The 25,750-nt window shown below is 52.1% G+C and carries 25 protein-coding genes; 11 read left to right on the top strand and 14 right to left on the bottom strand.

Annotated elements, in window-relative coordinates:
* Window positions 1-99: 99 nt before the first annotated feature.
* Entirely contained in the window at window positions 100-1,044 is a 945-nt protein-coding gene (locus tag LU196_RS12485) for a LysR family transcriptional regulator (RefSeq protein ID WP_232757519.1), read from the bottom strand.
* 146 nt (window positions 1,045-1,190) lie between these two features.
* Between LU196_RS12485 and LU196_RS12480 the strand changes: the two genes are divergently transcribed.
* Genes LU196_RS12480 through LU196_RS12445 form a run of 8 tightly spaced genes read left to right on the top strand, consistent with a single transcriptional unit; the run spans window position 1,191 to window position 8,725 of the window.
* Window positions 1,191-2,141, top strand: coding sequence for a PDR/VanB family oxidoreductase (locus LU196_RS12480; RefSeq protein WP_232757520.1), 951 nt, complete (start codon window positions 1,191-1,193; stop codon window positions 2,139-2,141).
* The gene (locus tag LU196_RS12475; protein WP_232757521.1) at window positions 2,138-3,349 is read left to right on the top strand and encodes an amidohydrolase family protein; all 1,212 of its coding nucleotides are present in this window, start codon (window positions 2,138-2,140) and stop codon (window positions 3,347-3,349) included. Before LU196_RS12480 ends, LU196_RS12475 begins: the two co-directional genes overlap by 4 nt.
* Window positions 3,324-3,779 carry a RidA family protein gene (locus tag LU196_RS12470; protein ID WP_232757522.1) on the top strand — a complete coding sequence of 152 codons (456 nt, stop codon included), beginning with the start codon at window positions 3,324-3,326 and terminating at the stop codon, window positions 3,777-3,779. Before LU196_RS12475 ends, LU196_RS12470 begins: the two co-directional genes overlap by 26 nt.
* Window positions 3,780-3,793: 14 nt before the next feature.
* The gene (locus tag LU196_RS12465; RefSeq protein ID WP_232757523.1) at window positions 3,794-4,672 is read left to right on the top strand and encodes a creatininase family protein; all 879 of its coding nucleotides are present in this window, start codon (window positions 3,794-3,796) and stop codon (window positions 4,670-4,672) included.
* A 14-nt stretch (window positions 4,673-4,686) separates the two neighbouring features.
* Window positions 4,687-5,658: an ABC transporter substrate-binding protein gene (locus tag LU196_RS12460; protein ID WP_232757524.1), complete on the top strand. Its 972-nt coding sequence runs from the start codon at window positions 4,687-4,689 to the stop codon at window positions 5,656-5,658.
* Window positions 5,655-6,485, top strand: coding sequence for an ABC transporter ATP-binding protein (locus tag LU196_RS12455; protein ID WP_232757525.1), 831 nt, complete (start codon window positions 5,655-5,657; stop codon window positions 6,483-6,485). The genes LU196_RS12460 and LU196_RS12455 overlap by 4 nt, the downstream gene beginning before the upstream one ends.
* Window positions 6,482-7,279 (top strand): ABC transporter permease, encoded by a 798-nt coding sequence (locus LU196_RS12450; RefSeq protein ID WP_232757526.1) that lies wholly within the window; start codon window positions 6,482-6,484, stop codon window positions 7,277-7,279. The genes LU196_RS12455 and LU196_RS12450 overlap by 4 nt, the downstream gene beginning before the upstream one ends.
* 57 nt (window positions 7,280-7,336) lie before the next feature.
* Window positions 7,337-8,725, top strand: coding sequence for an FAD-binding oxidoreductase (locus tag LU196_RS12445; protein ID WP_232757527.1), 1,389 nt, complete (start codon window positions 7,337-7,339; stop codon window positions 8,723-8,725).
* Between the two features lie 320 nt (window positions 8,726-9,045).
* Here LU196_RS12445 and LU196_RS12440 read toward each other — a convergent pair whose 3' ends face one another.
* Complete coding sequence (locus LU196_RS12440; protein ID WP_232757528.1) at window positions 9,046-10,008, bottom strand: NAD-dependent epimerase/dehydratase family protein; 963 nt, start codon at window positions 10,006-10,008, stop codon at window positions 9,046-9,048.
* A 94-nt stretch (window positions 10,009-10,102) separates the two neighbouring features.
* Between LU196_RS12440 and LU196_RS12435 the strand changes: the two genes are divergently transcribed.
* On the top strand, window positions 10,103-11,044 hold the full coding sequence (locus LU196_RS12435) for a LysR family transcriptional regulator (RefSeq protein WP_232757529.1): 942 nt from the start codon (window positions 10,103-10,105) through the stop codon (window positions 11,042-11,044).
* A 172-nt stretch (window positions 11,045-11,216) separates the two neighbouring features.
* On the opposite strand, the gene fetB is transcribed toward LU196_RS12435, so the two are convergent.
* The 3 genes from fetB to LU196_RS12420 all read right to left on the bottom strand — a co-directional run bounded on the left by fetB (window position 11,217) and on the right by LU196_RS12420 (window position 13,311).
* Window positions 11,217-11,996, bottom strand: a complete 780-nt coding sequence (fetB, locus tag LU196_RS12430) for an iron efflux ABC transporter permease subunit FetB (protein WP_232757530.1) — start codon at window positions 11,994-11,996, stop codon at window positions 11,217-11,219.
* Window positions 11,983-12,651 carry an iron efflux ABC transporter ATP-binding subunit FetA gene (fetA, locus tag LU196_RS12425; protein WP_232757531.1) on the bottom strand — a complete coding sequence of 223 codons (669 nt, stop codon included), beginning with the start codon at window positions 12,649-12,651 and terminating at the stop codon, window positions 11,983-11,985. Before fetA ends, fetB begins: the two co-directional genes overlap by 14 nt.
* Before the next feature lie 159 nt (window positions 12,652-12,810).
* A complete protein-coding gene (locus tag LU196_RS12420) occupies window positions 12,811-13,311 on the bottom strand; it encodes a MarR family winged helix-turn-helix transcriptional regulator (protein ID WP_232757532.1) in 501 nt (166 codons plus the stop codon).
* A gap of 645 nt (window positions 13,312-13,956) precedes the next feature.
* On the opposite strand from LU196_RS12420, the gene LU196_RS12415 reads away from it, so the two are divergent.
* The gene (locus tag LU196_RS12415; RefSeq protein ID WP_232757533.1) at window positions 13,957-15,501 is read left to right on the top strand and encodes a methyl-accepting chemotaxis protein; all 1,545 of its coding nucleotides are present in this window, start codon (window positions 13,957-13,959) and stop codon (window positions 15,499-15,501) included.
* Between the two features lie 195 nt (window positions 15,502-15,696).
* Here the strand turns inward: LU196_RS12415 and LU196_RS12410 are convergent, their stop codons facing one another.
* The 4 genes from LU196_RS12410 to LU196_RS12395 form a co-directional block, all read right to left on the bottom strand.
* Window positions 15,697-16,716, bottom strand: a complete 1,020-nt coding sequence (locus LU196_RS12410; protein ID WP_232757534.1) for an alpha/beta hydrolase — start codon at window positions 16,714-16,716, stop codon at window positions 15,697-15,699.
* A gap of 338 nt (window positions 16,717-17,054) precedes the next feature.
* Entirely contained in the window at window positions 17,055-17,789 is a 735-nt protein-coding gene (locus tag LU196_RS12405) for a metallophosphoesterase (RefSeq protein WP_232757535.1), read from the bottom strand.
* Between the two features lie 146 nt (window positions 17,790-17,935).
* Window positions 17,936-18,778, bottom strand: coding sequence for an MBL fold metallo-hydrolase (locus tag LU196_RS12400; protein ID WP_232757536.1), 843 nt, complete (start codon window positions 18,776-18,778; stop codon window positions 17,936-17,938).
* Between the two features lie 2 nt (window positions 18,779-18,780).
* Window positions 18,781-19,248, bottom strand: coding sequence for a sugar ABC transporter (locus LU196_RS12395; protein ID WP_232757537.1), 468 nt, complete (start codon window positions 19,246-19,248; stop codon window positions 18,781-18,783).
* A gap of 165 nt (window positions 19,249-19,413) precedes the next feature.
* Between LU196_RS12395 and LU196_RS12390 the strand changes: the two genes are divergently transcribed.
* Window positions 19,414-20,322, top strand: a complete 909-nt coding sequence (locus LU196_RS12390) for a LysR substrate-binding domain-containing protein (RefSeq protein WP_232758222.1) — start codon at window positions 19,414-19,416, stop codon at window positions 20,320-20,322.
* Between the two features lie 1,341 nt (window positions 20,323-21,663).
* Here the strand turns inward: LU196_RS12390 and LU196_RS12385 are convergent.
* The 5 genes from LU196_RS12385 to LU196_RS12365 form a co-directional block, all read right to left on the bottom strand.
* Window positions 21,664-22,083, bottom strand: a complete 420-nt coding sequence (locus LU196_RS12385) for a hypothetical protein (RefSeq protein ID WP_232757538.1) — start codon at window positions 22,081-22,083, stop codon at window positions 21,664-21,666.
* Between the two features lie 183 nt (window positions 22,084-22,266).
* Entirely contained in the window at window positions 22,267-22,686 is a 420-nt protein-coding gene (locus LU196_RS12380; RefSeq protein ID WP_232757539.1) for a hypothetical protein, read from the bottom strand.
* 139 nt (window positions 22,687-22,825) lie between these two features.
* On the bottom strand, window positions 22,826-23,530 hold the full coding sequence (locus tag LU196_RS12375) for a DUF1868 domain-containing protein (RefSeq protein WP_232757540.1): 705 nt from the start codon (window positions 23,528-23,530) through the stop codon (window positions 22,826-22,828).
* Between the two features lie 70 nt (window positions 23,531-23,600).
* Window positions 23,601-24,719 (bottom strand): ROK family transcriptional regulator, encoded by a 1,119-nt coding sequence (locus tag LU196_RS12370; RefSeq protein WP_232757541.1) that lies wholly within the window; start codon window positions 24,717-24,719, stop codon window positions 23,601-23,603.
* A gap of 29 nt (window positions 24,720-24,748) precedes the next feature.
* Complete coding sequence (locus tag LU196_RS12365) at window positions 24,749-25,579, bottom strand: glycerophosphodiester phosphodiesterase family protein (protein WP_232758223.1); 831 nt, start codon at window positions 25,577-25,579, stop codon at window positions 24,749-24,751.
* Between the last annotated feature and the right edge of the window lie 171 nt (window positions 25,580-25,750).

Raw genomic sequence — 25,750 nt, 5'->3', positions numbered from 1 at the left:
TAAAAGGATGCTGATGTGCCGCTATTAGGCTGAACTATCATCTACAGCGGGTGTTGTTCGTCACCACCCGCTACAAAATCTGGCGGGCAAGTCAGGCTGTTATCCGGTTTGTTTCTCTTCCTTTCCTGCCAGCGCTTCTTCATTCTCTATCATTGCAAAGAACAACTCGAGCTGCCCGAGCATCATTGACGCGGCCACCGATAACTGGCGTTGTGGTGCCACGCACAGTGACAGAGTAAAGGGTTTTAATACCGTGTCGATCAACGGAATGAATTTCAGTTCTCCCCGGCGATATTCATCAACAATATCCAGCCAGCACATCAGGCTGATCCCAACATCATCACGCACTAACGATCGCAGCATATGAATGTTATTGGTGCGCCCCACTTCCTTCAGGCGAATGCCAGAACTGTTAATGAGCGCTTCCAGCGGATCGGCCAGCATTAATGGCGCGGCGGGCACAATAAACGGCCAGGGTTCGCAATGACTGAAGCGAATAGATTCCAGCGCTGCCAAGGGATGGTGTCGGCTAACCACAATCCCCAGACGCAGATCGGCAAAAGATTTCACCAGCAGTTCACGCGAGCTTTGTGGGTTGAGCATGATGCCAAAATCCGCATCACCGGCGGTCAGCGCATTCGCGATGTGGATATTGCTCATGGTGGTGAGGGTAAACGAAATGCCCGGATAGTCTTCGCGAATACGCTGCAGGATTGAGGAGAAAAAACCGCGGTTAATGGCATCAATGGTGGCGATATGCACATGGCCATGTCGCAAGCCACGCAAATCCTCTAATTGGGTACAAACACGACCAAAATCACGTTGCCAGTTTTTGGCCGCATTAAACAGGATTTCGCCAGCGGCAGTCATACATAAACCTAATGGATGGCGTTCAAACAACGGCATATCCAGCTGTTCCTCCACGCGCAAAATCTGCCGGTCGATAGAGGACGCAGAGACGTGTAACACCTCGGAAGCCTTACGTAGCGAACCCTGGCGTGCCACTTCGGTGAAGTAAATCAGAAAACGTGAGAAGGCAAACATAGTGGGTGCTCTCTTTTTTGCAACGCATCATGCGAATTAAACAGATGGACGCTTACACAAAGGCAAAATAATAATCGCATCCATGATAAAGACAAGGGTATGCGCGGCGCTAACGCTGATGACTGCCCTGCAAAGACAGGCTGATTATGAAATCAACACACCTGGCTGTCACCGTCATCGCAAAGCAGTCCAACGGTGCTGGCAATCAGTTACTGACGCTGGAGAGTGCCAGCGATCAACCGCTGCCGCCTTTTACACCGGGCGCGCACATTGATGTCCATCTGCCGACGGGAGAGGTACGTCAATACTCACTGTGTTCGGCAGCCAGTACGTCGGGCTATGAAATTTGCGTCCGTCTTAATCACGCTTCAACAGGGGGTTCCCGCTGGCTGCATCAACAGCTGAATGTCGGGGATGCATTAACCCTGTCGGCACCGCGGAACCACTTTCCGCTACCGGATGCAACGCGCACCTTATTATTTGCCGCCGGTATTGGCCTGACGCCACTGCTGGTCATGGCAGAAGCGCTGGCCGAGCGGCAGGCTGAATTCATGCTGCATATCTATCTCAAACATCATGATGAACTGGCGTTTGCGACACGTCTGGCACAGCTCGGTGAGCGTGTCGTCATTCACTACAGTTGCGAAGGCGACAGCCTGCGCACCCGGATACCTGACGATCTTGCAACATCAGCCAACAGTGCGCTGGTTGCCTGCGGGCCGGCTGGCTTCATGCACCACCTGCAGCAGCAAGCGCTGGAACGCGGCTGGCAGCCGGATCAATGGCACAGCGAACGTTTCAATCCTGCAGCCGCCCCACTTACCGCAGGCGACAGCTTCGACGTGGAGATTGCGTCCTCCGGCGCGCGCTTTACCGTTGGACAGGCACAAAACATTGCCGGGGTGCTGAAGGCGGCGGGTATCGACATCGAACTCTCCTGTGAGCAAGGCATGTGTGGTGCCTGCATTACGGGTGTTTTGTCGGGTGAACCCGATCACCGCGACGAGGTGTTAAGCCCCAAAGAGCGTGCCGCGAATGACTGCATCGTACTGTGCTGCTCACGCGCACGCTCTCCGGTTCTGGTACTGGACTTATGACCCTCTATCTAGGCGCAACCGGCGCACGTTTACCCCGCTGGCTCCTGCCAGACAGCTGGCCGCAGCATAACAATCAGCCGCAGCTGGCGACGTTACATTTTCAGGCTGACGGGCTGCAGTTCACCCCCTGTGAAGGCGCGTATGCCGATTATTTGCCACTCAAGGGTGCTCTGGTGCTGCCCGCCCTGATCGAGCCGCATGCGCATTTGGACAAAACGTTCACCTTCGAGCGAAGCCCGGCACGCCAGCCCGGTTTGCTGGCTGCGATTACCGCGATGCACCAGGATCGCGTGCACTGGAGCCAAGCAGACCTCCATCAGCGCGCGCATCAGGCGTTGCAATGGGCAGTGGAGAGTGGCGTGGGTTTATTACGCACCCACGTCGATTGGTTCAGCACGCAGGCGCCGCTGGCGTGGCAGGTGATTGGTGAGTTACAGCATCCGTTATGTCGTATCGAACGCGTGGCCCTCGCCCCGCTGAGTTTTTTCGCCAGCGCGGAAGCTGCGCAGCATATTGCCGCCCAAGTGGCCATCAGCGGTCCGGGCGCGCTTCTGGGTGGGTTCATCCACAGCAGCAACTGGGATGCGCAAGCCTTCTCGCATCTTCTGCACGCTGCCGAACAGTGGCAGCTCGATATCGACCTGCATATTGATGAAGAGTTGGATGCCGATGCCCAGGGCATGCGCTGGCTGGCGAACTACCTGCAACAGCATCCGTTCAGCGGTCATATTACCTGCAGCCACAGCTGCGCGCTGTCGCAACAGGAAGATGCGCTGCAGATTCTTGATCGGCTGGCCCTGCACCCGGTGACGTTGATCGCTCTGCCCCTGACCAATCTGCTGTTACAGGACGCTGTGCCCCATCGCACACCGCGTCAGCGTGGATTAACGCGGGTGAAAGAAGCGCAGGCGCGTGGAATTTCAGTGCTGCTGGGCGCTGACAATGTGCAGGACGCCTTCTGCCCTCTCGGCAGTTACGACCCACTCGATACCCTGTTCAGTGGGGTATTGAGTTTGCAGTTGGGTGCTGCCTTTGATGAAGCCTCTCAGCTCATCTGCCAGCCCGATGCTTTTCGTCACAACGATATGGTGATTTTTCCGCATGCCGATACAGCAAGCTGGCCGCTGCGCCAGCGCCAGCGCTATCGGCTTAAACAAGGCGTGCGTTATGGAGAAGAAACGGATGACGCTAGATCAAGGGGCGGGTAAGCCGCTGGCGAAATATGCGGCGTGGCGCCGCGTTGGCGACTTTATTTTTCTCTCCGGCATTATTCCGGTGAATCCGCAAACCGCGACGATCGTGCGCGGTTACAGCGATGTTCCCGAAGCAGCGCAACGGCTGCTGGGACGCAGTGGTGAATTTTCTACCGATTTCAAAGAAGGTCCGATCCTGGCACAAAGCTGGTATGTGCTGGAGAGCATCCGCACCACCCTTGAAAGCGCCGGTGGGCAGATGAGTGATGTGTTCAAACTGGTGCAGTACTTTCGCAATCTGGACCATTTCCCGCACTACAGCCGGGTGCGCAAGCAGTTCTTCCCGGACGAACCGCCGGTTTCAACGGTGGTGCAAGTCAGTGAAATGCTGCCCAGCCCGGACGTACTCATTGAAGTTGAAGCCACGGCGTGGTTGCCACAATAACGCGAGGAAACAGTATGTTGCATGGTTATATCCCAGCAAACCGCTTTTTGCCGTACCTGAGCTGGACCGACATCGCCACACTGGATAATAAAGCCAACACGGTGATTGTGTTACCGACCGGCGCCATCGAACAGCACGGTCCCCATCTGCCGTGTGCCGTAGACAGCGTTATTTCATCGGGCGTGGTCGGGCATGCCCTGGCACTTTTGCCCGCGGATATCCCGGCTTATGCCATTCCGCCGATCACCTATGGCAAATCCGATGAGCACCTGCACTTTCCCGGCACGCTGACGCTGACCGGGGAAACCTTGTTACATACCATTCTGCAGATTGGTGAATCCCTTTATCGCGCCGGTTTCCGGAAGTTTTTAATGGTGAATGGCCATGGCGGGCAGCCACAGCCGCTGCAGATGGCCGCACGCGAACTCCGTCTGCGACACGGTGACATGATCATCATCATGCAAGACACCTTCAAAGTGCCTAACTGTGCCGAAAGTTTTATGGACGACAAAGAGCGGCAAATGGCGATGCATGCCGGTCATGCGGAAACCGCGCTGATGCTGGCACTCGCCCCCGACACCGTGCAGATGAGCAAAGCCGTGGCGAATTATCCGCCTGCATTCCCCTGCCCGACGCTCTCGACCAGTAAACCCATGGCGGCATGGGCTTCTTATGATTTCGGCCCCAGCGGCGTGATTGGCGATCCCCTGCCTTCCACGCCCGAACAAGGCGCGGCGATTCTGGATTCGCTGGCGGAAAGTTGGGCACAGGTAATAACCGAAATACATCAAATGCGCTGGGTGACCCGCGCTGAACCGGCATGGGGCACAGGTCACTGGCAGGGCAAAGTATTAGACCACAACGACGCTGCATCACTCTTAACACCGCGCTAGCCGGGGGCTCGACGATGAATAAAAAATTAAGCATGATTGCCGCACTGTCGCTGGCGCTGTCGGCCCAGAGCATGGCGGCGGAGAAATTCACCTTTATGACAAACTGGTATGCGCAAGCAGAGCATGGCGGTTTTTATCAGGCACTGGCGCAGAACCTGTATAAAGATGCCGGGCTGGACGTCACCCTTAAAATGGGGGGGCCCCAGGTTCACACCATGCAGCTGATGGCGGCGGGTCAGGCAGACTGCATCATCAGCGATAACATGCAGGCGCTTGAATCCTGGCAGCAAGGTGTTGAAGCCGTGCCCGTTGCCACAACGTTCCAGCACTCGGCAATTGCTTTTCTCACCCATCCGGATGTCAAAGATAAAGCGGATCTGCAGGGTAAAACCTTCCTGCTGGCGGCGGAAGCTTATACCTCCTACTGGCCGTGGGCACAGAGTGCGCTCAGCCTGAAGCATGCGCGCGTGCGCCCGTACACGTTCAGCATTCAGCCATTCCTCGCAGATAAAACGCTGGTGCAGCAGGGTTATATCACCTCCGAACCTTTTGCTGTGCAGAAAGCCCATGCGCAAGCCAATGTCTACCCAATCAGCGAATGGGGTTACCCGCCCTACGGCAACAGTATTGTGTGCATGAAATCAACCATTGAAAAACGTCCGCAAGCGGTAGCCGCGTTTGTTAAAGCCTCAATGCAGGGCTGGAAAAACTATCTGCAGGATCCGAGCGCTGGCAACGTGCTCATCAGGAAAGAGAATCCCCAGATGAGTGAGGAGCAGATCGCCTTCGGTATCGCCCAGATGAAGAAATACCAGATGCTGACGGGCGGCGACGCGCAAAAGGCGGGTATCGGTATTATGACCGAGCCACGGCTAAAACAGACATGGCAGCTGCTGGTCGATAACAAGCTCATCGATCCAGCCAAAGTGCCGTTTGCCGGTAGCTACACGCTGCAATTCATCAAAGACGTTAAGGTCATGCCATGAACATCGCCAGCAACATAACGCCGATCAATCCGGATAGTCAGCCACGGTCTGCCGCGCCGCCGGCAATTGAGGTGCTCTCCGCGGAAAAAATCTATCCCAACGGGACGCGGGCCCTGCTGCCGGTGGACCTGACGGTGCGTCCGGGCGAGTTTGTTTCACTGCTCGGCCCTTCCGGCTGTGGCAAAAGTACCTTACTGAAAATGATCGCCGGCTTAATCGAACCCAGTGATGGCAAACTGATGCTATTTCGTCGCGATCGTCGTGAGAATCAACGCGATCTACCGCTTTCCTTTGTGTTTCAGGAAGCCACCCTGATGCCGTGGAGCACCGTGCATAAGAATGTTCGCCTGCCGTTGGATCTGGCGGGGGTACCACGCGGTGAAGCCAACACCCGGGTGCAGGAGATTCTGGCACTGGTTGGCTTGGGTCAGTTTGGTCATGTACTGCCACGCGAGCTTTCCGGTGGCATGCAGATGCGGGTGTCAATTGCCCGTGGTTTAGTGACGCGTCCCCGGGTGCTGCTAATGGATGAGCCCTTTGGCGCGCTGGACGAAATCACCCGCAACAAACTGGATAGCGATCTGCTCGATTTGTGGCAAGAGCAAAAGCTTACGGTGGTTTTTGTGACCCACTCGATTCAGGAAGCCGTCTTCCTGTCGCAGCGTGTGATTATGATGGCCGCGCGACCGGGTCGCGTTGTTGATGATATTCGCATTGAAACCCGCCTGCCGCGTGATGATGCGTTTCGTGTCAGTCAGCCGTTTACCCATTATGCGCAGCTGTTGCAGCGCGGCCTGCTCGCAGCCAGTCAGGAGAGCAAAGCATGAAACCGCTTGCAGCAAACCATAAATTTCAACAATGGCTGTTTCCGACCGTGGTCGCCATTGCCATGCTGTTACTGTGGCAGTTTCTGGTCACCGCGTTTAAGGTGCCCGTCTTTCTGGTCCCTTCTCCGCTCGTCGTGGCGCAAAGCCTGGCGCAAAACTTTCCGGCGTTGTTTATGTCTTTACTTTATACGCTGAAAATCACCGTGATCTCGTTTGTGCTGGCGACGGTTATGGGTTCCATCATTGCGTTTTTACTGGTGCAAAATCGGTTTATCGAGACAGCGTTATTTCCTTATATTGTCTTTCTGCAGGTCACGCCGATTGTCGCCATTGCGCCGCTAATCATTATTTGGGTAAAAGACACCACGTTGTCCCTGGTGGTGTGCGCCACACTGATGGCGGTGTTCCCGATCATTTCAAACACCACACAAGGTTTACGTAGCGTGTCGCCGGGGCTATTGAGCTATTTCAGGCTAAACCATGCATCGCGCCTGCAAATTTTAATACGCCTGCGCATTCCCTCGGCGTTGCCCTACTTCTTTGGTGCGTTGCGCATCTCCAGTGGCTTGTCGCTTATTGGCGCGGTGGTCGCGGAGTTTGTTGCGGGCACCGGCGGCACGGATACCGGGCTGGCCTATCAGATCTTACAGGCTGGCTATCAACTCAATATTCCGCTGATGTTTGCCGCATTGTTACTGATATCCCTGGCCGGCTTTCTGCTCTTTGCGCTGATGTCGTGGCTTACGCGCCGCGTACTGGCAGCATGGCATGAGAGTGAGTTAAGCCCGAGCTAATGCAACACAGGCGGATCGTCAACCGCCCATCACCTTATCTACTGACAGGAGCTAGACATGTCTGAACCCGATCGCCAGTCTGCACTGGCGGCACTGGTCGCGGCGTTGCCGGAATGTGACTGGATTCAAGAAGCGCCGAAAGTAAAACGTCTGTCACGTGACTTTCACTGGTTTAGCCCGGTGCTTAAACACCAGCTGGAAGATAAGTTCGCCGAGCTGGCCGTTCGTCCACGCGATGAGAACGAACTGCTCGCCGTTGTGGCAGCCTGTGCAAAAGCCCGTATCCCACTGAATCTTCGGGGTGGCGGCACCGGCAACTACGGCCAACTGATTCCGCTGGAGGGCGGCGTGATGGTCGACATGACACGCCTGAACAGCGTCACCGCCATGGGGACCGGTACGGTGCGCGCGCAGGCTGGCATTCGTCTGGGCGATCTCGAAGCACATACCCGCCCGCATGGCTGGGAGCTGCGTTGCATGCCCTCAACCTGGAAACTTGCCACGCTTGGTGGCTTATTTGGCGGCGGTTTTGGCGGAGTAGGATCGATTAACTACGGTCCGCTGGCCGCGCCAGGCAACGTGCTGTCAATTCGTATGATGACGATGGAAGAGTCACCGCGCATCATTACGTTGCAGGCACCGGACGCCCTGCTTTTGCATCATGCTTACGGCAGCAATGGCATCGTGCTGGAGATCGAGTTGGCATTGTCACCGTGCCACGACTGGATCGAGCGCCTGGATACCTTCGCCGATTTTCCCTCCGCGATGGCGTATGCCGATGCGCTGGCGCGATCGCCTGGAATTGTTAAACGCCAAATCGCGGTATTTGCCGCACCGGTGCTGGAGTATTTCAGCGATTTAGCGGATGCGCAGATTCGTGCTCAACACGGTGTCATTTCGGTGACTGGACGCGAGAGTGATGGCCTGCTCCCTTCCATCCTCGCACAGCACAACGGCCATAATGCCTTGCGCTTTGCCGAGGGTGAAAATAGCGGCCATTCCCTGATTGAATATTGCTGGAACCACACCACCCTGCAGGCATTGAAGGTTGATAAAACCCTGACTTACCTGCAAACCGCTTATGCTGTGGATGATTACCATCAACAGGTGCTGGCAATGGAGGCTGAATTATCGGATGAGGTGATGTCGCATATTGAATTTCTGCGCGACATTAACGGCGCGCTCACCTGTAGCGGCCTGCCATTAATCCGTTACAGCAGCCCGGAACGGCTCAATGCCATTATGGATATTTATCGTAGCCATAACGTGAAAATAAATAATCCCCATGTCATTCATATTGAGGATGGTAAACAAGGTAAGGTGCGGCCAGATGTGGTTGCCCTAAAATGCGCCTGCGATCCTTACAACTTACTCAACCCCGGCAAGCTACGTGGCTGGGAAGTACGTGAAACCTTGCCGGCAGTGCATATACCCGGCGTTAACTGATCTTCACTTTTTATTTGCGACATCACTCACCGCCGGATGATCCTTTCATCCGGCTGGCATCGTTATGCTTTCCTCAATCGGTTATGTTTATTCACGGATCGTGCAATGAGAGCACTAAAACGTGTCGGTTTACTTGCGCTGTTTTCCCCCTTCGCGCCAACAACACTGGCTGGTTAACTCAGCCCCTCCGTTTTTAAGTAATGCGTGTTAGCCATTTCCACAGATAAAATTTGTCAGACACTATCCTGCCGTATGTCTGTTTTGTGCCAAGGGATATGCAATGTCGCCCGCTGAACCGCGCATGACTGCAGGAATATCGCCTAATGAATGCAGCCTTGTCCAATGAGCGTGGTACGCACGGCCTCAATGAGCGGGGTGTGAGGCTCATGGCCTAAAAAATCGATCAGCTTGGCATTGTCCATCTGTATTGCCTGTTGCCATAAATAGCGCATTTCCAGCATTTCATACAGCGTGGCGTTAAAAGGCGCCATCGCCGTGATGAGCCACCAGGGGAAGGATGTGACCCTGGCGTTAATGCCCGCCCGTTGGGCGACACGCTTTATGGCTCCTGCCATCATCGACCCATCGGCATCCCAGTGTCCACGCATCTGAAAACAGGCAAAAGGGTCAAGTTGCTCCCGACGCGCCAAAAGCGCAACCAGCGTTTCAGCGACATCCGGCAGATAGGCCCACTGGTGGCCTGTTCCTGCCTTGCCCGGGTTTCTGATTATCCGGGGTGGCAGCCCCGGTTTGATCAGCCCCTGCGAAAACCAGTTATTGCCAGCCTGAGGGCCAAAGAAGTCACCGGCCCGCAGAATCAGCACGCTACCGCCACGCTGCGTCCAGGCGAACAGCGCCCTCTCCATTTCCACCCGTATTGCCCCTTTTCGGGTAACAGGATGTTGAGGGGATTGTTCCCGCAAGAGTGGAAAGGCATCCGGCCCATAGTTGTAAACCGTGCCCGGTAGGACGATCAGCGCGCCATTCCGCTCGGCGGCATCGATAGTGTTCTGTAGCATTGGCAGCACCCAGTGTTCCCAGTTTCTATACCCCGGTGGATTAACGGCATGCACAATTACACTACACCCTGACGCGGCGGCCATGACCTGCTCACCCTTCAGCGCATCGCCTTGCATCCACGTGATATCCCCCTCCTCTTCGTTCTGCGGTGCGTTGCGGCGCAGCGCACAAACGTCCCATTTTTCTCGGATAAGTTTTCGGGCGATTTCACCGCCGATTCCCCCTGTTGCGCCCAGAATGAGCACCTTGTTTTTACTTTTCATTTTGTTGCCTTGGTTAGATGTCTGCTTGACATCGTAAGGCCAGGGCGGACTAAATGTAATTGCATGACATCAGACAACAGGTATGCATTTTTGTATGGCACAAACGATTCCATGGGAGTGGTATCGCACCTTCCTCGCGGTGATGAAAGAAGGCTCTCTGTCGGGGGCAGCCCGTGTGCTGGCGATTACCCAGCCTACAGCGGGACGCCATGTGGCTGCACTCGAATCCGCCCTGGGTGTGGTTTTATTTACGCGGTCTCAAACTGGCCTGCAGGCTACGGATGCGGCCGTCGCGATTCAGGGCCATGCGCAAGCGATGGAAAATACGGCCAAAATGATAGCGCGCTCTGCCGCCGGTTTTAGTGCTCCCACAGCGGGTTTACACGGCGTGGTTCGCGTTTCTGCGAGTGAAATCATCGGCACAGAAGTGCTGCCTCCGCTGATTGCAGGCATCAAAAAAGCGTATCCGCGACTGACCATTGAACTGGTGCTGTCTAACCGAATGCAGGATTTATTGAACCGGGAGGTGGATATTGCGATACGCATGGCCACGCCTGCGCAGGAACAACTGATTGCGCGGCGGTTAGGGAGTATTGAAATTGGTCTGCATGCCGCATCGTCCTATCTGGCACGCCATGCCGCACCAGACACTATTGATGCGTTATTCACCCATACCCTGGTGGGCTTTGATGACACCACACCCTTTATTCTTGAGGCCCTGAAACACTTCCCACAGCTAAGTCGTGAACGCTTTACCGTGCGAACTGACAGTGATGTGGCGCAATTGAACCTTATCCGCGCAGGTGCCGGCATTGGGATGTGTCAGGTTCAACTGGCCGCTTTCCCTGTTCCGTTAGAGCGAGTGATGCCGGATTTTTTTGCCTTTCATCTCGATACCTGGCTGGTTATGCACGAGGACTTGCGCCATAGCAAAGCGTATAAAACGGTATTCGATATGCTTGCAACCGGCTTACAGGCTTATATCAATGATGGGGGTGACAGTAAGCCACGCCAGCACCCGAAGATGACAGAGTAGCTGGCCTGGCAGGTAGAAATCAGCAATAAATACTCCCGACCTCAATCGGGATAGCGTGTGACGCTGCTAGCATGGACGACAAGCCCGTCCGCATTGCGGGTGGCGACGAACGGGCCTCACCGCTGATAACGGTGCGGGGTGCCGCGCATGATGTTGCGGCCAGGGAGTCCGGCTACTCCATCGGCGTATCCGGCATATTTAGCTGCGACCTCGCGTTGTAGAACTGTCGGTAAGATAAGTAAACCGCGATAATGGTCGAGAGACTGGCGGTGCCGATCAGCATAAACGTGACCATAATCTGATACGTAATCGCCTTGAGTGGATCAACACCCGCAAAGATCAGCCCGGACATCATGCCCGGCAAGCTGACCAAGCCGACGGTTTTGGCAGCATCCACGGTGGGGATCATGGCGGTACGAATTGTCTCGGCGATGATACGGCGCGACGCCACTTTCACCGTCGCGCCCAAGCTCAGCATCTCCATGATTTTCTGACGATGATCGGTGAAGCGCTGCGCCAGGTTGCGGTAGCACAATCCCACCGCCACCATGGCATTGCCGGCGATCATGCCCGTGAGCGGAATGACCTGCATCGGCACAAACGCGATGGCGCCACTCAATACCAGGATCGTGAGCGTCACGGCGGTGCCGCTCACGATAGCGATAAAGGCGATCGTAAAGGCCTGTTTCCCATGGCGAGCGCGCTTACGCGCGTTCAATGCGGCGTTAAAACAGATAAACAGCACCATCAGCAGCGTGAGCCAGCGGTCATTCACATTGAACACCGCCTTGAGTACATAGCCTACCAGCACCAATTGCACAACCGCACGACACACGCTCCAGATGATGTCTTTGCCCATGCCCAATTGCTCTTTCTGGCTGATCAGCAGCGCGATAACCACCAGCGACAAAGAGAGTAAGAGCGACGTGTCGCTGATGTCATGCTGATTCATGCGTATCCTCCCGATGGGTTGTGGTCAGGCGAAGCACCTGTTTCGCGTGCTGGATGTCGCTGGGGTCGTGGCTGATGCGCACTAGCGTGACTTTCTCTTCAACATTCAGCTGGTTAATCACCTTAAGCACCACGTGGCGGTTCTCCTCGTCAAGGGCGCTGGTGACTTCATCCAGCAACAGGACCTCAGGCATGAACTGCAGATTGCGCAGCAGGCCGACGCGTTGCTTTTCCCCACCGGAGAGCTGTTCCACAGGCGTATTCAATTGGTCTGCCGTGAGATTAACGCTCTCTAGCGCGGCCACAAGCGCATCCCGCTTAGGTTGCAGCCGGCGAATTTGCCACGGCAGCGCAAGATTGTCATACACGGTCTGTCCAAAAAGTTGCGGCGTCTGAAAACAGTACGACACCTGTTGCCGATACGTCTCGGGTTTGAGCGTGGTGATATCCCGGTTGTGAAAGCGAATCTGCCCGGCCGTGGGGCTAGCAAGCGAGGCGATAATTTTCAGCAGCGTGCTTTTTCCGCTGCCGGAGGGGCCGGTCACTAACAGCGTGTCGCCCTGATGCAAGTCGAACGAGACCGGTTGCAATAGCGCACGTCCGCCAACGGAAAAAGCCACATTCTGCACAGCAAGCAGGGGCAAAGGCGTGTTCATAGTCTCCTTAATGAACGGATAAAGCGCGAAAAGGGAGTGATATCGGTATAGCACAGGCGAACCGGTTTTCGCAGAGGATGGCGACTGCGCACCTTGCCCTTTTTCGATCACGCTGAATTTCTGCCCCCGAACGCTTCGCGTCTACCGTACTGCTGTGAGTCAGCGACAGGACGCGTTATCTCTCTGTTGAGACACGGCCTGAAGAATTTTCTGCTGAACATGCCTCACTTCATCACGCAGGCTATTCAGCGTCTCAAGCGAGATGCCGACCGCGCAGATCATCTCTTGCGATATGCCGGCGATACGGCTTTCAAGCGCTCGCCCCGCGTCGGTGAGCCGGATGATTACCCTGCGTTCATCCTGCCCGACGTCCCGCGTGCGACAAATGAAACCGGCCTGCTCAAGGCGCTTCAGCAGGTGACTAAGCGTACCTGAGTCCAACTGGAGTCGCTGGCCCACGCCGGACACCGTAATGCCATCCTTTTCCCATAAAACCAGAAGCGTCAGGTACTGCGCATAGGTCAGCCCAAACGGTTTCAGGTACGGCTGGTAAAGTTTGGTCATGGCCAACGAGGCGGAGTAAAGCGCAAAGCACAGCTGCTTATCCAGTTTTTGCGCGGGTACATGTGGCTCTTCGTTGATGTCATTGCCGTGTTTCATGGTGTCCTTCCTGGGGAATTAATGGCCGATAGACGTGCGGTGAATCGTATCCTGTAACCCCTCTCACAGCACTGAAAAAAGGCGTTCAACGTACGGTTTCAGGGGGGTTGAACATGCTTAAGAAATACCACAACTGTAATATATCGACACCAATTAAATTGAGTTCAATTTTATTTTTCACAAGGGATGAAGTTTGTGAATGTCCGGGCCGATAGAGGCTCAAACGGATACCAAATCCGAAAAAAGAGAGGCTTTCACGCGACGGGTAACGGCCTTTGGGTGGAGGGTTGCGCTGGGTTGATCGGCTGAACGGGAAATAACACTGAGTATGGACCTTGCGATAGCCGAGCCAGGCACCGTCTAACGGGATACCGCCGCAGATGAAACCGCGCAACAACGCTTTTGGGTTATTCGCTGCGCTAATGCGCCAAACCTATTGGGTAAAGCACGTTTGCTTGCGAATCAGTTTGTAAGCGCGATGAGATAAAAGACACGGACGGACAGCATTCATTTTTCCTTATTCTTTTCAAGAATAGAGGAAGGGCTTAAATCAAATACGTGCACGCGCGGTGCAGCTTTAACTGAATACATGCTAAAGCCAGCACCCCATTACACACAGCCAAATTCCTTCATGACGAGAAAAACATGAAAATATCTACCCGCTTAACCGCAGGCTTTGGCCTGCTTATCCTCCTTTTTATTATCTGCACCGGCGTTGCACTGCATGCATTGAACCGCGCCCGCGAAGGCATGGATGTGGTTGTAAACGTCAAAATGAAGAAGTATCAGATTGCAGAAGACATGCTGGGTGAAATAAGACAGATGGCCATCGACGTGAGAACGCTTGGGTTGCTGAACGATCCCGAGGCGATGAAACCCGTTGCAGACCGCATGCAGGAAACCCAGGCGCGGTTCATTGCTCATCGTCAGGAACTGGGTGAATTACTGGAGAAGGACTCACTTCCCGCCGATCGTCAGGCATTTAAAAGGCTGACCGATACGGAGGCCACCTTTTTCACCATTTTCGCGAAAGCCAGCCAGCTCGGTCTGGCTAACCGTGACAAAGAATTTTTTGATTGCCTGACAAAAGAAGTCCAGCCCGTGCAGGACACCATGCTGAGCGATCTGCTGGTTGTGACCGGAATACAACAGAAAACCAGTATCGCTGAGGTCGCGAAGAACAGCGCGACAACATCGCAGTCATCGCTCATTCTGATTTTGCTGGCGGGTGCATCCATTGTTGTCAGTGTGGTTGCCTGTGTTGTGGTGATTAGGGTGCTGATGCGCCAATTGGGCGGCGAACCGGCGCAGGCGCAGGCATTAGCTGCGACCATTGCGTCAGGCGATCTCACCTCCTCAGTGAAACTTCGTCGCAATGACGCAACCAGCCTGTTGGCCTCACTTGACGGTATGCAGAAAACGCTGCGCGGTCTGGTGTCGCAAATCAAGGATACCTCCGCCTCCGTCGCGCTGGCTGCTGATGAAATTGCCCAGGGCAACTCAGAGCTGTCGTCACGGACAGAGCAGCAGGCCGCCGCCCTCCAGGAAACGGCAGCCAGCATGGAACAGCTGACCGCCACGGTAAAGAGCAATACGGCCGGGGCGCAGCAGACGGCAGAATCAGCCCGTGGCACGGCGCAGCTCGCGCTTAAAGGCGGATCGGACGTTGAGTTAATGTCAGCGACCATGCAGGACATTTCCGTGAGCGCGACAAAAGTTCGTGACATCACATCGGTGATTGAGAGCATCGCGTTTCAGACAAATATTCTTGCCCTCAATGCTGCGGTAGAAGCGGCGCGGGCGGGTGAAGATGGCCGCGGCTTTGCCGTGGTGGCCGGTGAAGTCCGTACGCTGGCGCAACGCAGTGCAACAGCCGCAAAGGACATCAAGGGACTGATTGAGCATGCCGTTGAGCAGATTGAAAGCGGGGTCGGTGTGGCCTTATCCACTGGCCAGAGCATCCAGGCGGTTGTCGGCATGGTCGGCGAACTCGCGGACGCGATGGACAATATCTCGCTGGCGTCGTCGGAGCAGATGCAAGGTATTTCACAGGTCAGCATAGCCGTGAGCCAGATGGACAGCGTGACGCAGAATAACGCGGTACTGGTCGAGGAGTCGTCTTCGGCATCGCAATCGCTGTCGCAGCAGGCGCATGCCCTGCGCGGTATGGTGGAGACATTCAGCGTCTAACAGTATTCGTATGAGGGTTGCAGGCCGGCAAACGCCCGTGCTGGCCTGCGTTTCACGGATAACGGCTGGTGCGTAAACCGTCATCAACCACGCACTTTGGCGGCATGTCAGCACAAAAAATCAGCCGGTGCTGCCAGGCTGATTTTTCACACGATCTCTCACTGCTCTCTTTCTGGCATGCGGCCTGCGCGGCGTTTACTGAAGGTGTTCCCGCAGTTCCGCTGACGCCTGACGGATCGCCGTCCGCACCGTTGGCTCGTTGCTCAGGGCATTCAATAAACCAAAGTCGTGAATCATCCCGTTGTAACGCGTCACGGTTACCGGCACGCCAGCGGCATCCAGTTTACGGCCAAAGGCTTCTCCTTCGTCGCGCAGCACATCCAGTTCGGCCGTCTGAATCAGCGTTGGCGGTAAACCCGCCAGTTCGGCTTGGGTGGCACGCAGCGGAGAGGCCAATATGCTATTGCGCTCTTTTTCTGAGACGGTGTAATTGTCCCAGAACCATCTCATCATGTTCTGGGTCAGGAAATGGCCATTGGCAAATTGCTGATAAGAGGCATCATCGAAGCGTGCATCGGTGACAGGCCACAGCATGACGTCGTAGCGAATAGCCGGGGTTTGATGTTGTTTCGCCTGCAGGGCGACGGCGGCAACCATATTCCCACCCACGCTATTGCCCACCAGCGCCAGGCGTTTACCGTCCACCCCAATTTCAGCGCCGTGGTTGGCCACCCATTTGGTGGCCTCATACGCTTGGTTAATTGCCACCGGATAGTGGGCTTCCGGTGACGGCGTGTAGTTGACAAACACCGCCGCCGCACCCGATTCGTTCACCAGGTCGCGCACCAAACGTTGGTGGGTAGGAAAGTCTCCCAATACCCACCCCCCGCCGTGGAAAAACATAAACACGGGCAGGACACCAGAGGCATTGGCCGGTTTCACTATCGTCAGTTTGAGCGGTTTACCCAGCGCGGTGATGATTTTTTCAGAGACTTGGGCAGGCGGCAGCGTGGCCCCCTTCTGTGCACCTATCAGCACCGCACGGGCGGCGTCAGGGGATAACGTTTCCATCGGCTTTCCGCCGCCGCTGTTCAGCGCGTGAAGAAATGCCGCCACGCCAACGGTGGGCTGCGGCGCGTTTTCAACCGGGCTGGCCCACGCGGATGTCATCTGGCTGGCTAACAATAAAGCACTGGCGGTGAGTTTTACTTTCATGACAGATTTCCTTGTGATTGCTATTAAGTAGTGTGCTATTTAGTTTCGCTACAATGCCAGCGAACCATCACATTGTAAACAACTAAATAGTTCGCTATTTAAATTTTTATCGTGTGGTGGAGGGATGGGGAAAGAAACTCAGGCGCAGATTTTAGGGTTAAAGACACATGATTAGTATAATTTTCAATATATTACATGATGATTGCGTGGTAGGTATCAGCCGCAGATTTCCATTTTACGCGTCGGGCAAACGGGAGGTTGTCCGCTTCCTCGAAGAAGCGGAGGTGGGAAAATTCAATATGGCTGATTAAGTGACAGAAAGTGCAGCAGCACAACACTCACATTCGTCCTGTTCTAAGCGCATTGAAATAATCGGGACGGTTATTGCTGAGCGCAACGGAAGCGGTTGACTCCCAATCATACTCAACCGCTTTGAAATCGGCTTTCCATAATCCGTTGTGTTTTTCCACAATTGCATAGCGGGCATGGGGAGAACCACTCTCCATAACGTGCACAAAGGGGGTGTCATCATCATAGGCTTGTAACCCTACGCTGCCGGGATTGACAATCAGTCGGCCGTCTGACAGCCGCATCTCTCGAGGGATGTGCGTATGGCCGCAAAGGATCAGCGATTCGTTTCTACCTGCAATAAGCGCTAAAACGCGCGCTTCAGATGAGGGCTTCACGCCTGAAGCAGTGACTTTTTCCAAAAGGTAAATGAGGTCATCTCCCGGAGCGCCGTGCACCATCAGTATGTCTTCATTAATAGTTAACTGCGCTGGCAGGCCTTTAAGCCACGCCCAATGCTCAGCCTGAAGACTTTTGAACGCATGTTTATCAGATAAACTCATACCTGAAAAATCCGTTTCGAGGAGTTGTCGTTCGTGATTTCCTCTTATCGTTGGCAGGCTTAAAGGCATCAATCTGTCCGCTGTTTCCGCAGGAAAGAGTCCTCCTGAAACGATATCGCCCAGATTCACAATGTGATCAACTCCATGAAAATGAATGTCCTTCAGCACAGCATTCAGCGCAGGAAGGTTGCCATGAATGTCCGATATCAGCGCTAATTGCATTATGCTTTCCTTACAATATTTAATCTCACCTGTTCTTCATCAGCGTGATCACTCGCTGATCATAAGCATCCACTGCCCACTTGGTGCCAGAAGCGGACAGCGGATGCTAAACCATTCCCTATCACTCACCACCCAGTCAGGCCTGGTTATTCTTTTTCAGAGTAGAAAATGCGGTATCCACTGCCATCCCTGTGAACGCTGGCAAATCCTGCCTGACTTAAGTGCATACCTGCGATGATCAATTTTTCGCTAACGGCTTTTTCCATAATTTGCCTTCTTGTTTCCTCGGCCTGAACAGGATCGGTGTCGAATAAAATAGAAACCGCCGGTTGCGCTGACTGAATGTGAGGATAATGGACAATGTCTCCCCATATTAATAAGCATCTCTCATCTGCATTAATGCGAAAACCAGTGTGACCTGGCGTATGACCGGGTAGCCATACTGGCAGAATGCCTTCTGCTATTTTGTCACCGTTAAACAAGCGCACCTTTGGGGCATAAGCCTCTAACGTTTGGCGCACCCGCTCAACATGACGTTGCCCGCGCGCATCCGCTATTTTCATTTTTTCATCATCCTGCCAGTGTTGCGCTTCCAGTGGATGAAGAAAAATCTCAGCGTGTTTAAACACCGGCTGTTTTTCAGAATCCAGCAGCCCGCCAATATGATCAGGATGGCAGTGCGTCAATAACACCGTATCGACGTCCTCAGGGCTAACGCCGACTGCGGCAAGGTTTGCGTTGAGTTGTCCCGCCATGTCATTCAGCGGGCCTGTGCCAGCGTCAACCAGAATGATTCGACCCGGGCCGCGGATAAGGTAACAGTTTATATGGATATTAGCGGGCTCACTGATTCCGGCACGGTATTGAATAACGTCCGCATCAGATTTTTTAATACCCGACAGCAAATCCAGACTCGCTGCCATATTCCCGTCACTCAATGCAGTTATGTGAAAATCGCCAATCTGGCGGAATGGAAAGAGAGGGTTCATCGTTACCTCGGCGCGAGTTGCGAGCAAATACGTGTTTGCCAGGGGAGCCAAAACAGCGAAAACGCGTTATCAACCCCGAGGCCTGATAAGTGGCAACGTCCAGTGCACGCATAAAGTCCTCCATAACGTATGGGCTTTGCGCTCAATAACAGCCTTTCATCGTAAGAGATGGCTGGTACAAGACCTTCGCCGCCATAGAGATTGCGATGCGAGTCAGTGATGCAGACCTGCCAGCGAGAGAAATTCCCCCCGCCTTTTAAACGGGAGTCCGCACTGCTGAGAATATCCCCATCCTTAATCGTATGAAGAGCAAGGTAGACAGGACAGCCCGATTTGACGGCGCGAAAGCGTTGGGAGGTGGTGAAGCCCGCAACAGATATTAATGCGGGCAGTTTGTTGTGACGGTAAAAGGCATTCCATTCTGCCTCGCGTTCAGGATCGGTAAACGAGCACTCCACGGTATAGAACATCGGCCCCTCTCAGCTTGCGTTATATCTGCAAGCAAATATCTTTGCTTAATGATTTTTCATCATGCTACAAGCTGGTTGCACCGCTTAAAAACGATAATATGTCACGGGTTAGTGACATTTAGTCAATGGAAGCGCGTTGTTGGCGCTAAGTAAGGATCAGGTTTGATGCGCAAAAAAATACCCAGCAGTGCGTCGCTGCAGGCTTTTGATGCCGCTGCTAGACACGGTAATTTCGTCCGGGCCGCACAGGAGCTATCGTTAACGGAAGGCGCAATTAGCCGTCAAATTGGGCGCCTTGAAACGCTGCTGAACTGTAAACTGTTTGACCGTATGGGAAGCCGGGTAAAGCTGAATCCTGTCGGCGCGCGCTATGCACACCATGTACGTGAAACCCTCGATCGGCTTGAAAGAGACACGCAGTCCATCATGGGCATGCCTGAGGGCAGTCAGAGTCTGGATATCGCCGTCCTGCCAACCTTTTCCAGCCGCTGGCTTATACCCCGCCTGAAGGGCTTTAACGCGTTGTTCCCGGACATAACGGTAAATATTGCGGCAAGAACCGAGCCGTTCATTTTGCCCGGGAGTGGCTTTGACGCCGTTATTCACTTTGAACATTCCGCATGGACAGGCATGCGCGTGCACGCGCTGTTTCAGGAACAGCTGCAGCCGGTTTGCACGCCCGCACTGTTGACGCATCATGACGTCAATCGGCAGTTAAATGCACTGCCACGCATTCACCGACCACAGAATCCAGATGCATGGCACCAGTATGCTCAAGAAACTGGACTACACCTCGATAATCCGGCACAGGGCGTGCGGTACGATCTTCATGAAATGGCCATTGCTGCCGTCATCGCGGGGCAAGGCGTAGCACTGATTCCGCGAATGTATGTCGAGAATGAATTACGTTGCGGCACGCTTATTTCGCCTTGGCCAGCCTCAAACTGCCTGAGCAAAACGTTCTGTTTAGTCAAACCGATGGAAACGGCAGTGAATGAAGCTGCGCTGAACAGTTTTGAACGTTGGTTGCTTGCTGAAATTACAACGCTTGCAGGTCTGGATACCAAAGGTTGATAGGGCGTCCGCTTCTCGCGCATAGCAGCGATTGATCTGTTCATGGTGTTCTTCAGGTCAGGTTCCTGCTGAAGAGGAGAGTTGATCGTAAAAGCGCGGGGCACCCGTTAAGAATTCCCGGACAGGGTAAAATACAATGGCATATATCATGCTGTTTACTTACCACTCATCGGCTGCATGTCCGTTCTTCTGAGCCGCCCCGGGCATTTACTGAATCCTTTTAAAAATAGTGATGTTATTTGTTATAGGTCTTAACCGGTTTACACGTAGGCGTGCTCACGGTTGGATCCTGTAACGGAAGGCCAGGAATCACGTGAGCTTCACAGTCTAAAATACGTCCCTTATCAGTCGTTGCGCGGTACGATATCATCTGGGAACCGAGTGCGTCAGGCTTAGACATGGAAACATTGGTAACATTTATCTCATCGGAAGACCCTAAGCCTAACATTTTTGACGTGTCGGCCTGTAGTATCGGGATTGCGAGATCAGGCGACATCGTAGTACATGCACTCAAAAGAAAAGAAACAGCTGATATACAGATCATTTTTTTCATGACTTTAACTCCAGGTTGTTTAGACAGCATTTGATTTGTTAATTACCAATGATTGATCAGCAACATATTAGAAGCATCTTTAGCTCATCGATAAATGGCCAATACTTTTAATATGAACATTCCTTTTAAGGGATCGTTTTATTTCATGCCCAGGAGACATTCAGGTCAGTTTATTTCCCAATAATGTAATATGCCGGTTGTGCCGAATCCCCAGCCTCCCAAGCCACAGTTATCTTTGACTTAGTAGTAATCGATTATGTTCGTTTTCGGATCAGCCCAGAATCCAACTCTACATGACTCCTGCGCATGTTGTGTTTCGAACTGATTAACCAGAACCGGACGGCCTTGTGATGTATCCATATAAGAACCGTTGAACTTTCCCCGATCGTATTCAAGCCCCTTAAAATAGAAATGATAAACATTATGTCCGTAAAATTTACTTTCCGCACTGACACTTGTTTCTGTACCACTAAGCCATGGATGACCAAAAACCCTGTAGGCTTCACTGATATTCTTTCCATAAGATTTTTTGCTGCAGTTCGCTCCGGAGCCAGTGTCGAGCATCCTGATAGCAGCCAGGCGACTAAAGTAGCAATAGCTATTGTATGTATTTTTTCATTTATATCTAAAACCAGTTTACCTTTGGCAGGGTAATAATTTATTTTCGCCTTTTGCCAGCTACCGGTGAGGTAGCGGGCGGGAGAGCAGATACGATCGGCAGGGAACCTCTCAATAAGAATAAACAAAGTTCTGGAATAATTTCTTACCCCAGCTTATTAACGAAATAATTACATATACCAGTTGGAAACAACTTTATTACTAGTAAAATAAATTGCCAACCTACCGCTACGATGCTCTGTATTTCCGGACGCTTTATCAGAAACAGAACTTATATCATCTCTGGTATGCTGAGCAATTGTGGCTTGGGTCACTGCACCACTTAGCGCAGAAGCTCCGGGAATTAAAGAAACAGCATTTGAAAGAAAATTCATTTTACCATCCCTATCATAACGCCACACGTAACTACCGTCTGAACTTGATGATTGATCGTCGGGTGTGCCATAGAGAGCCTTAACTTCGGACTCCGTCGTTTTATTAGCTATGATATGAGCAGAAACATAACTTCGTGAAAACTTATCCTCACCACTGAAAGAACTACATCCTGAAATAAATAGTACAATTGCAAATGCCGCTATATAAGTCTTCATAATATTGACCTTGAAAGTTTACTTAATTAATAGGGTTCAATCATAACTGATTTTGAACGAAATTTAGTCAATTCTTTTTACTTCTAACTGAAACGTCCCGCGTTTTTTTAACTGGCAATCACTTTGTGAGCCACGGTTTATTTAAATCCCCCTCAGATAAACACCAGTCAAAAGCAAAACTTACTAAAGAGTTGGTTTTGGTACTGGTATACTTCCATCAATCAACTTTGCCCCTTCAGGTCTTTTTGGGCAGCCACCTGATGAATACCATCTTGTTATTATCCCTTGCTCGACCAGAAATCGTCTATCACAGTTTGCATATTCAGGAATATAGTTCCACATACTTGAATCGTATCCATTTACAATCCAGTTATACTGATAATCCAGTATGCTGCTTCCGTTACTCAGAGCCTGGCTGTTTTGAGGTGGTCCCCATGCCATCATCAGTTCGTCTGCCGAAGACCCGACCCATGATGCAGCGATATCTGAACTGGTCTGATAACGTTTATTAAAAATCAGGTTGCCAAGTGGAGAGCCTGCACACCCAGTCAGTATTAATACAGGTATGACGAAATAAATCCACCGCATGTACGTCTTGTTCACAGAAAACCTCATTTATAAAAAATTGAAACTGATTAATTATTTATTAATTACGACAGACCCGAACTTGCTCAGTTAAACCTGGTAAACTTTTATCTGAGCATTTCATTACTGTCTTGCCGGGACGTAAACAAAGTCATATCTATATTGCGTAAATGCTCCGGAATGAATACATATCCTGTAAAATGCAAAAATAAAATTTCTTAATGGTAATTTTACCGGTCTTCGCTATCATTTCTCTCCATTCCCTGTTTTTGGCTCTGTATTCCGTTAGTTCCACTTTATCGAGAGTGGCCACAAGATACCCCAGGGTGATGTGGTACTGATAATAACGATGATCCTCGCGACGAATACCTGTTATATCTGACAATTCATCCCTTAAATTTTCTAGCCTGGCATAGGTATCCTGACTGGCAGGTTTAAGTGGAATAAAAAGATTATCGTTCTCTCCTGGCAATAGAGCATCTGAATCGACAATAAATTCAAAGGGCGAAGACATCTCTGGCTGACGTAATTTAAGTTTCTCCAGAAAATATGTGTTCAGGCTTTCCAGCGCCACCTCACGAGACATACCGGTTGGCCATGGGCCTGAATGACGATCGCACTCGTTTACACCGGTAAAAAGCGTAATGTGGTAACTGCTGGATGGAAGAACCGTCATTTTCCTAAAAAAACTGGTTTCCGGAAGGGCTCTGTATACATTAAGAATAGTATCGAAAGTCTTAAATCCTTCCCCCTGCTGTTCAAGGTGGCCAAGAAATGTATTACCCGCAAAAGGCAAAGGACACCCGGAGGATGAAAATTTTCTTCCCACATCCGGTGCGTAACTGACAACATCACGTGACATATCCCATCCTCTCTTACTGATATAATGGCCGGCATACCTTTTAAACCCGAGTAAAACTAATCTGGCACTGCTACTTTTTTATATTCAGTGTGTAATATAAAGGCAGCATTGCTGCCCCGCGTGACGCACCCTCTTTACTGAAAGCAGAAGCTTCAATTTTTGCTGATGGTCGTAACGGCTCTAATCGTCCGCTGACTCTGAGTTTGAGCTCCTTCACCAGCCGCCCGACGATTTTTTTAGGCATCGCGCCACCCAGCGTGATAACTTCAGGGTCCAGCCACTGGATACAGCTGAATATAATGGGTTCCAGTTGTTCACTTACACGCGCTATCCAGCACTCAATAACCTTATTCCCGCTGCCAGCAAGGCCATCAAGTTCATCGGGATCCAGACCGGCCTTCTCCAGAGTGATAAGCAAATCTTTATAAGAAGGCCTTGGCAGTTCGAGTGGGAAACTCATTCCAAGTTCTCCGGCATTCGAAAACCCCCCACTCAGAAGTTTATTGTCAGCAATAATGCCTGCAGCAATTCCATATCCCAGATCAATAAGGACCAGATCAGAAATGTGACTGTGATTACCGGAGTAATATTCGGCAATGACAGAAGCATTTACGATGTTTTCTACCCAGGTCGGGTAAGGTAACGCTGCAGCAAAAACTGCCTGAAGGTCAACCTCCCTCCAGCTATCAAGCCATGCTACTGTCTGTCTTTTACGGCCGTCTTTTTTCAGGAATCCCGGAACGGCATATCCAATGCCCAGTATTCGTGAGTTACTTAAACGTTTCTTTTTAAGTGCACCGGCAACCATCTGTATGACCTGATTGACCGTATGGGCTATTTCACGGTTTTCAGTATGTTTTTCTGAAACCTGTACGAGCGGTTTTCCGCTTAGGTCAACGACGGCAATGTCAATAAACCCAGGACTGAAGGAAACACCTACAGAGCACGCCCCTCCTGGATTCAGGCGCAGGGGTAACGAAGGCTGACCACGCTTGCCATCATGTACAGGCTCACCCTCGATAATCAGCCCGGTAAAAATCAGTTCACGGCACTGCTGTGTTATAGCTCCCGGAGTCAGACCTGAGAGGCGACTGAGTTCGGCCCGTGTAACGGTGCCATGATTCCTGATCAGGTCGATCAGGTTACGCTGCGTCGCGCTCAGTTCTAAAGGTGCACTGACTAAATTCATGGTAATTCCTATATGCCGGCATCAAATGGTTAAGCGCATTTTAACCCAGCGTCTTCAATGAGTCTTTTGACATACAGGACGTCATCATGGCTGACCATGTCAATCAGACCTTCTTTCATCCAAAAAAGTATCTCGCTGCGGACATCATGCCCGAATTTAAAGCGGTAGTACTCCAGCGTATCGAGACCGAGCTTGCCCGGCGTAAGGTAAAGGCGTACACCTAATCCCGCCTGCTTATAGGTCTTCAGATCGTCTATGTGTGTATGTTCATATTCAAGACAAACACAATCAGCACCCGAACCGAGAATGGCTTCAAGCTGATTTTTATAACGTTCAAGCGAGACTGTCTGAATCTTCAGACCCGGAACGCTGTTCTTGACCTGATTAAGCAGTACATGGTTAAACCCGAGTAACTGCATTCTTCCGACAATGCCAGTTCTGGTGTTGACCAGTTCGGTGAATCTTTCAATAAAGCGATCAAGACGACAGCGCTGTTTTATCTCTACGACAAGCCCCATATCGTGCCTGATCGCCCAGTCAAAGATGTCATCCAGGGCCGGTATGGCAGCCTTTACGGCGTCGGAGGAAGCGCTGACGCCAAAGTCATACGTTCTCAGTTCGTCGAGAGTCATATTGGCCACATAACCAGAGCCATCCGATACTCTGTCAATGCGGTAATCATGAATAACCACCATCTTCTCATCCTTGGTCATGTGCACATCGAGCTCAATACTCGACATTCCAGCCAGGCGTGCCCCTTCAAATGCCGATAACGTATTTTCAGGATACTTACTGGAGTATCCACGGTGGCCGTTAGCCAGTACTACCCCTCTACTGGCCTGATGGAAGTTGAACAAGATCTGCACCCTTGGAAAAAAAGTTAGCCCTCATTAATAAGTATATTATCTAAATATAATAGAAAAATCACCGAAATTTTCATGTATTTTTTTACTATATAAATCATCAACATAAATAAATTAAACATTGAATTACCAACCTTTTGCTCTCTGTCACAAAAGTTTAATGTTTAA

The organism is Pantoea sp. Mb-10 (assembly GCF_021272205.1).
Lineage (GTDB): Bacteria > Pseudomonadota > Gammaproteobacteria > Enterobacterales > Enterobacteriaceae > Pantoea.
Note: the sequence above shows the minus strand (reverse complement) of the source record. Positions and strands in the feature narration are given on the sequence as shown.

Bases quoted from the DNA above. Each gene is read 5' to 3' on its own strand.
- LU196_RS12485 (WP_232757519.1), bottom strand. From the start codon at position 1,044: ATGTTTGCCTTCTCACGTTTTCTGATTTACTTCACCGAAGTGGCACGC.
- LU196_RS12480 (WP_232757520.1), top strand. From the start codon at position 1,191: ATGAAATCAACACACCTGGCTGTCACCGTCATCGCAAAGCAGTCCAAC.
- LU196_RS12475 (WP_232757521.1), top strand. From the start codon at position 2,138: ATGACCCTCTATCTAGGCGCAACCGGCGCACGTTTACCCCGCTGGCTC.
- LU196_RS12470 (WP_232757522.1), top strand. From the start codon at position 3,324: ATGACGCTAGATCAAGGGGCGGGTAAGCCGCTGGCGAAATATGCGGCG.
- LU196_RS12465 (WP_232757523.1), top strand. From the start codon at position 3,794: ATGTTGCATGGTTATATCCCAGCAAACCGCTTTTTGCCGTACCTGAGC.
- LU196_RS12460 (WP_232757524.1), top strand. From the start codon at position 4,687: ATGAATAAAAAATTAAGCATGATTGCCGCACTGTCGCTGGCGCTGTCG.
- LU196_RS12455 (WP_232757525.1), top strand. From the start codon at position 5,655: ATGAACATCGCCAGCAACATAACGCCGATCAATCCGGATAGTCAGCCA.
- LU196_RS12450 (WP_232757526.1), top strand. From the start codon at position 6,482: ATGAAACCGCTTGCAGCAAACCATAAATTTCAACAATGGCTGTTTCCG.
- LU196_RS12445 (WP_232757527.1), top strand. From the start codon at position 7,337: ATGTCTGAACCCGATCGCCAGTCTGCACTGGCGGCACTGGTCGCGGCG.
- LU196_RS12440 (WP_232757528.1), bottom strand. From the start codon at position 10,008: ATGAAAAGTAAAAACAAGGTGCTCATTCTGGGCGCAACAGGGGGAATC.
- LU196_RS12435 (WP_232757529.1), top strand. From the start codon at position 10,103: ATGGCACAAACGATTCCATGGGAGTGGTATCGCACCTTCCTCGCGGTG.
- fetB (WP_232757530.1), bottom strand. From the start codon at position 11,996: ATGAATCAGCATGACATCAGCGACACGTCGCTCTTACTCTCTTTGTCG.
- fetA (WP_232757531.1), bottom strand. From the start codon at position 12,651: ATGAACACGCCTTTGCCCCTGCTTGCTGTGCAGAATGTGGCTTTTTCC.
- LU196_RS12420 (WP_232757532.1), bottom strand. From the start codon at position 13,311: ATGAAACACGGCAATGACATCAACGAAGAGCCACATGTACCCGCGCAA.
- LU196_RS12415 (WP_232757533.1), top strand. From the start codon at position 13,957: ATGAAAATATCTACCCGCTTAACCGCAGGCTTTGGCCTGCTTATCCTC.
- LU196_RS12410 (WP_232757534.1), bottom strand. From the start codon at position 16,716: ATGAAAGTAAAACTCACCGCCAGTGCTTTATTGTTAGCCAGCCAGATG.
- LU196_RS12405 (WP_232757535.1), bottom strand. From the start codon at position 17,789: ATGCAATTAGCGCTGATATCGGACATTCATGGCAACCTTCCTGCGCTG.
- LU196_RS12400 (WP_232757536.1), bottom strand. From the start codon at position 18,778: ATGAACCCTCTCTTTCCATTCCGCCAGATTGGCGATTTTCACATAACT.
- LU196_RS12395 (WP_232757537.1), bottom strand. From the start codon at position 19,248: ATGTTCTATACCGTGGAGTGCTCGTTTACCGATCCTGAACGCGAGGCA.
- LU196_RS12390 (WP_232758222.1), top strand. From the start codon at position 19,414: ATGCGCAAAAAAATACCCAGCAGTGCGTCGCTGCAGGCTTTTGATGCC.
- LU196_RS12385 (WP_232757538.1), bottom strand. From the start codon at position 22,083: ATGAAGACTTATATAGCGGCATTTGCAATTGTACTATTTATTTCAGGA.
- LU196_RS12375 (WP_232757540.1), bottom strand. From the start codon at position 23,530: ATGTCACGTGATGTTGTCAGTTACGCACCGGATGTGGGAAGAAAATTT.
- LU196_RS12370 (WP_232757541.1), bottom strand. From the start codon at position 24,719: ATGAATTTAGTCAGTGCACCTTTAGAACTGAGCGCGACGCAGCGTAAC.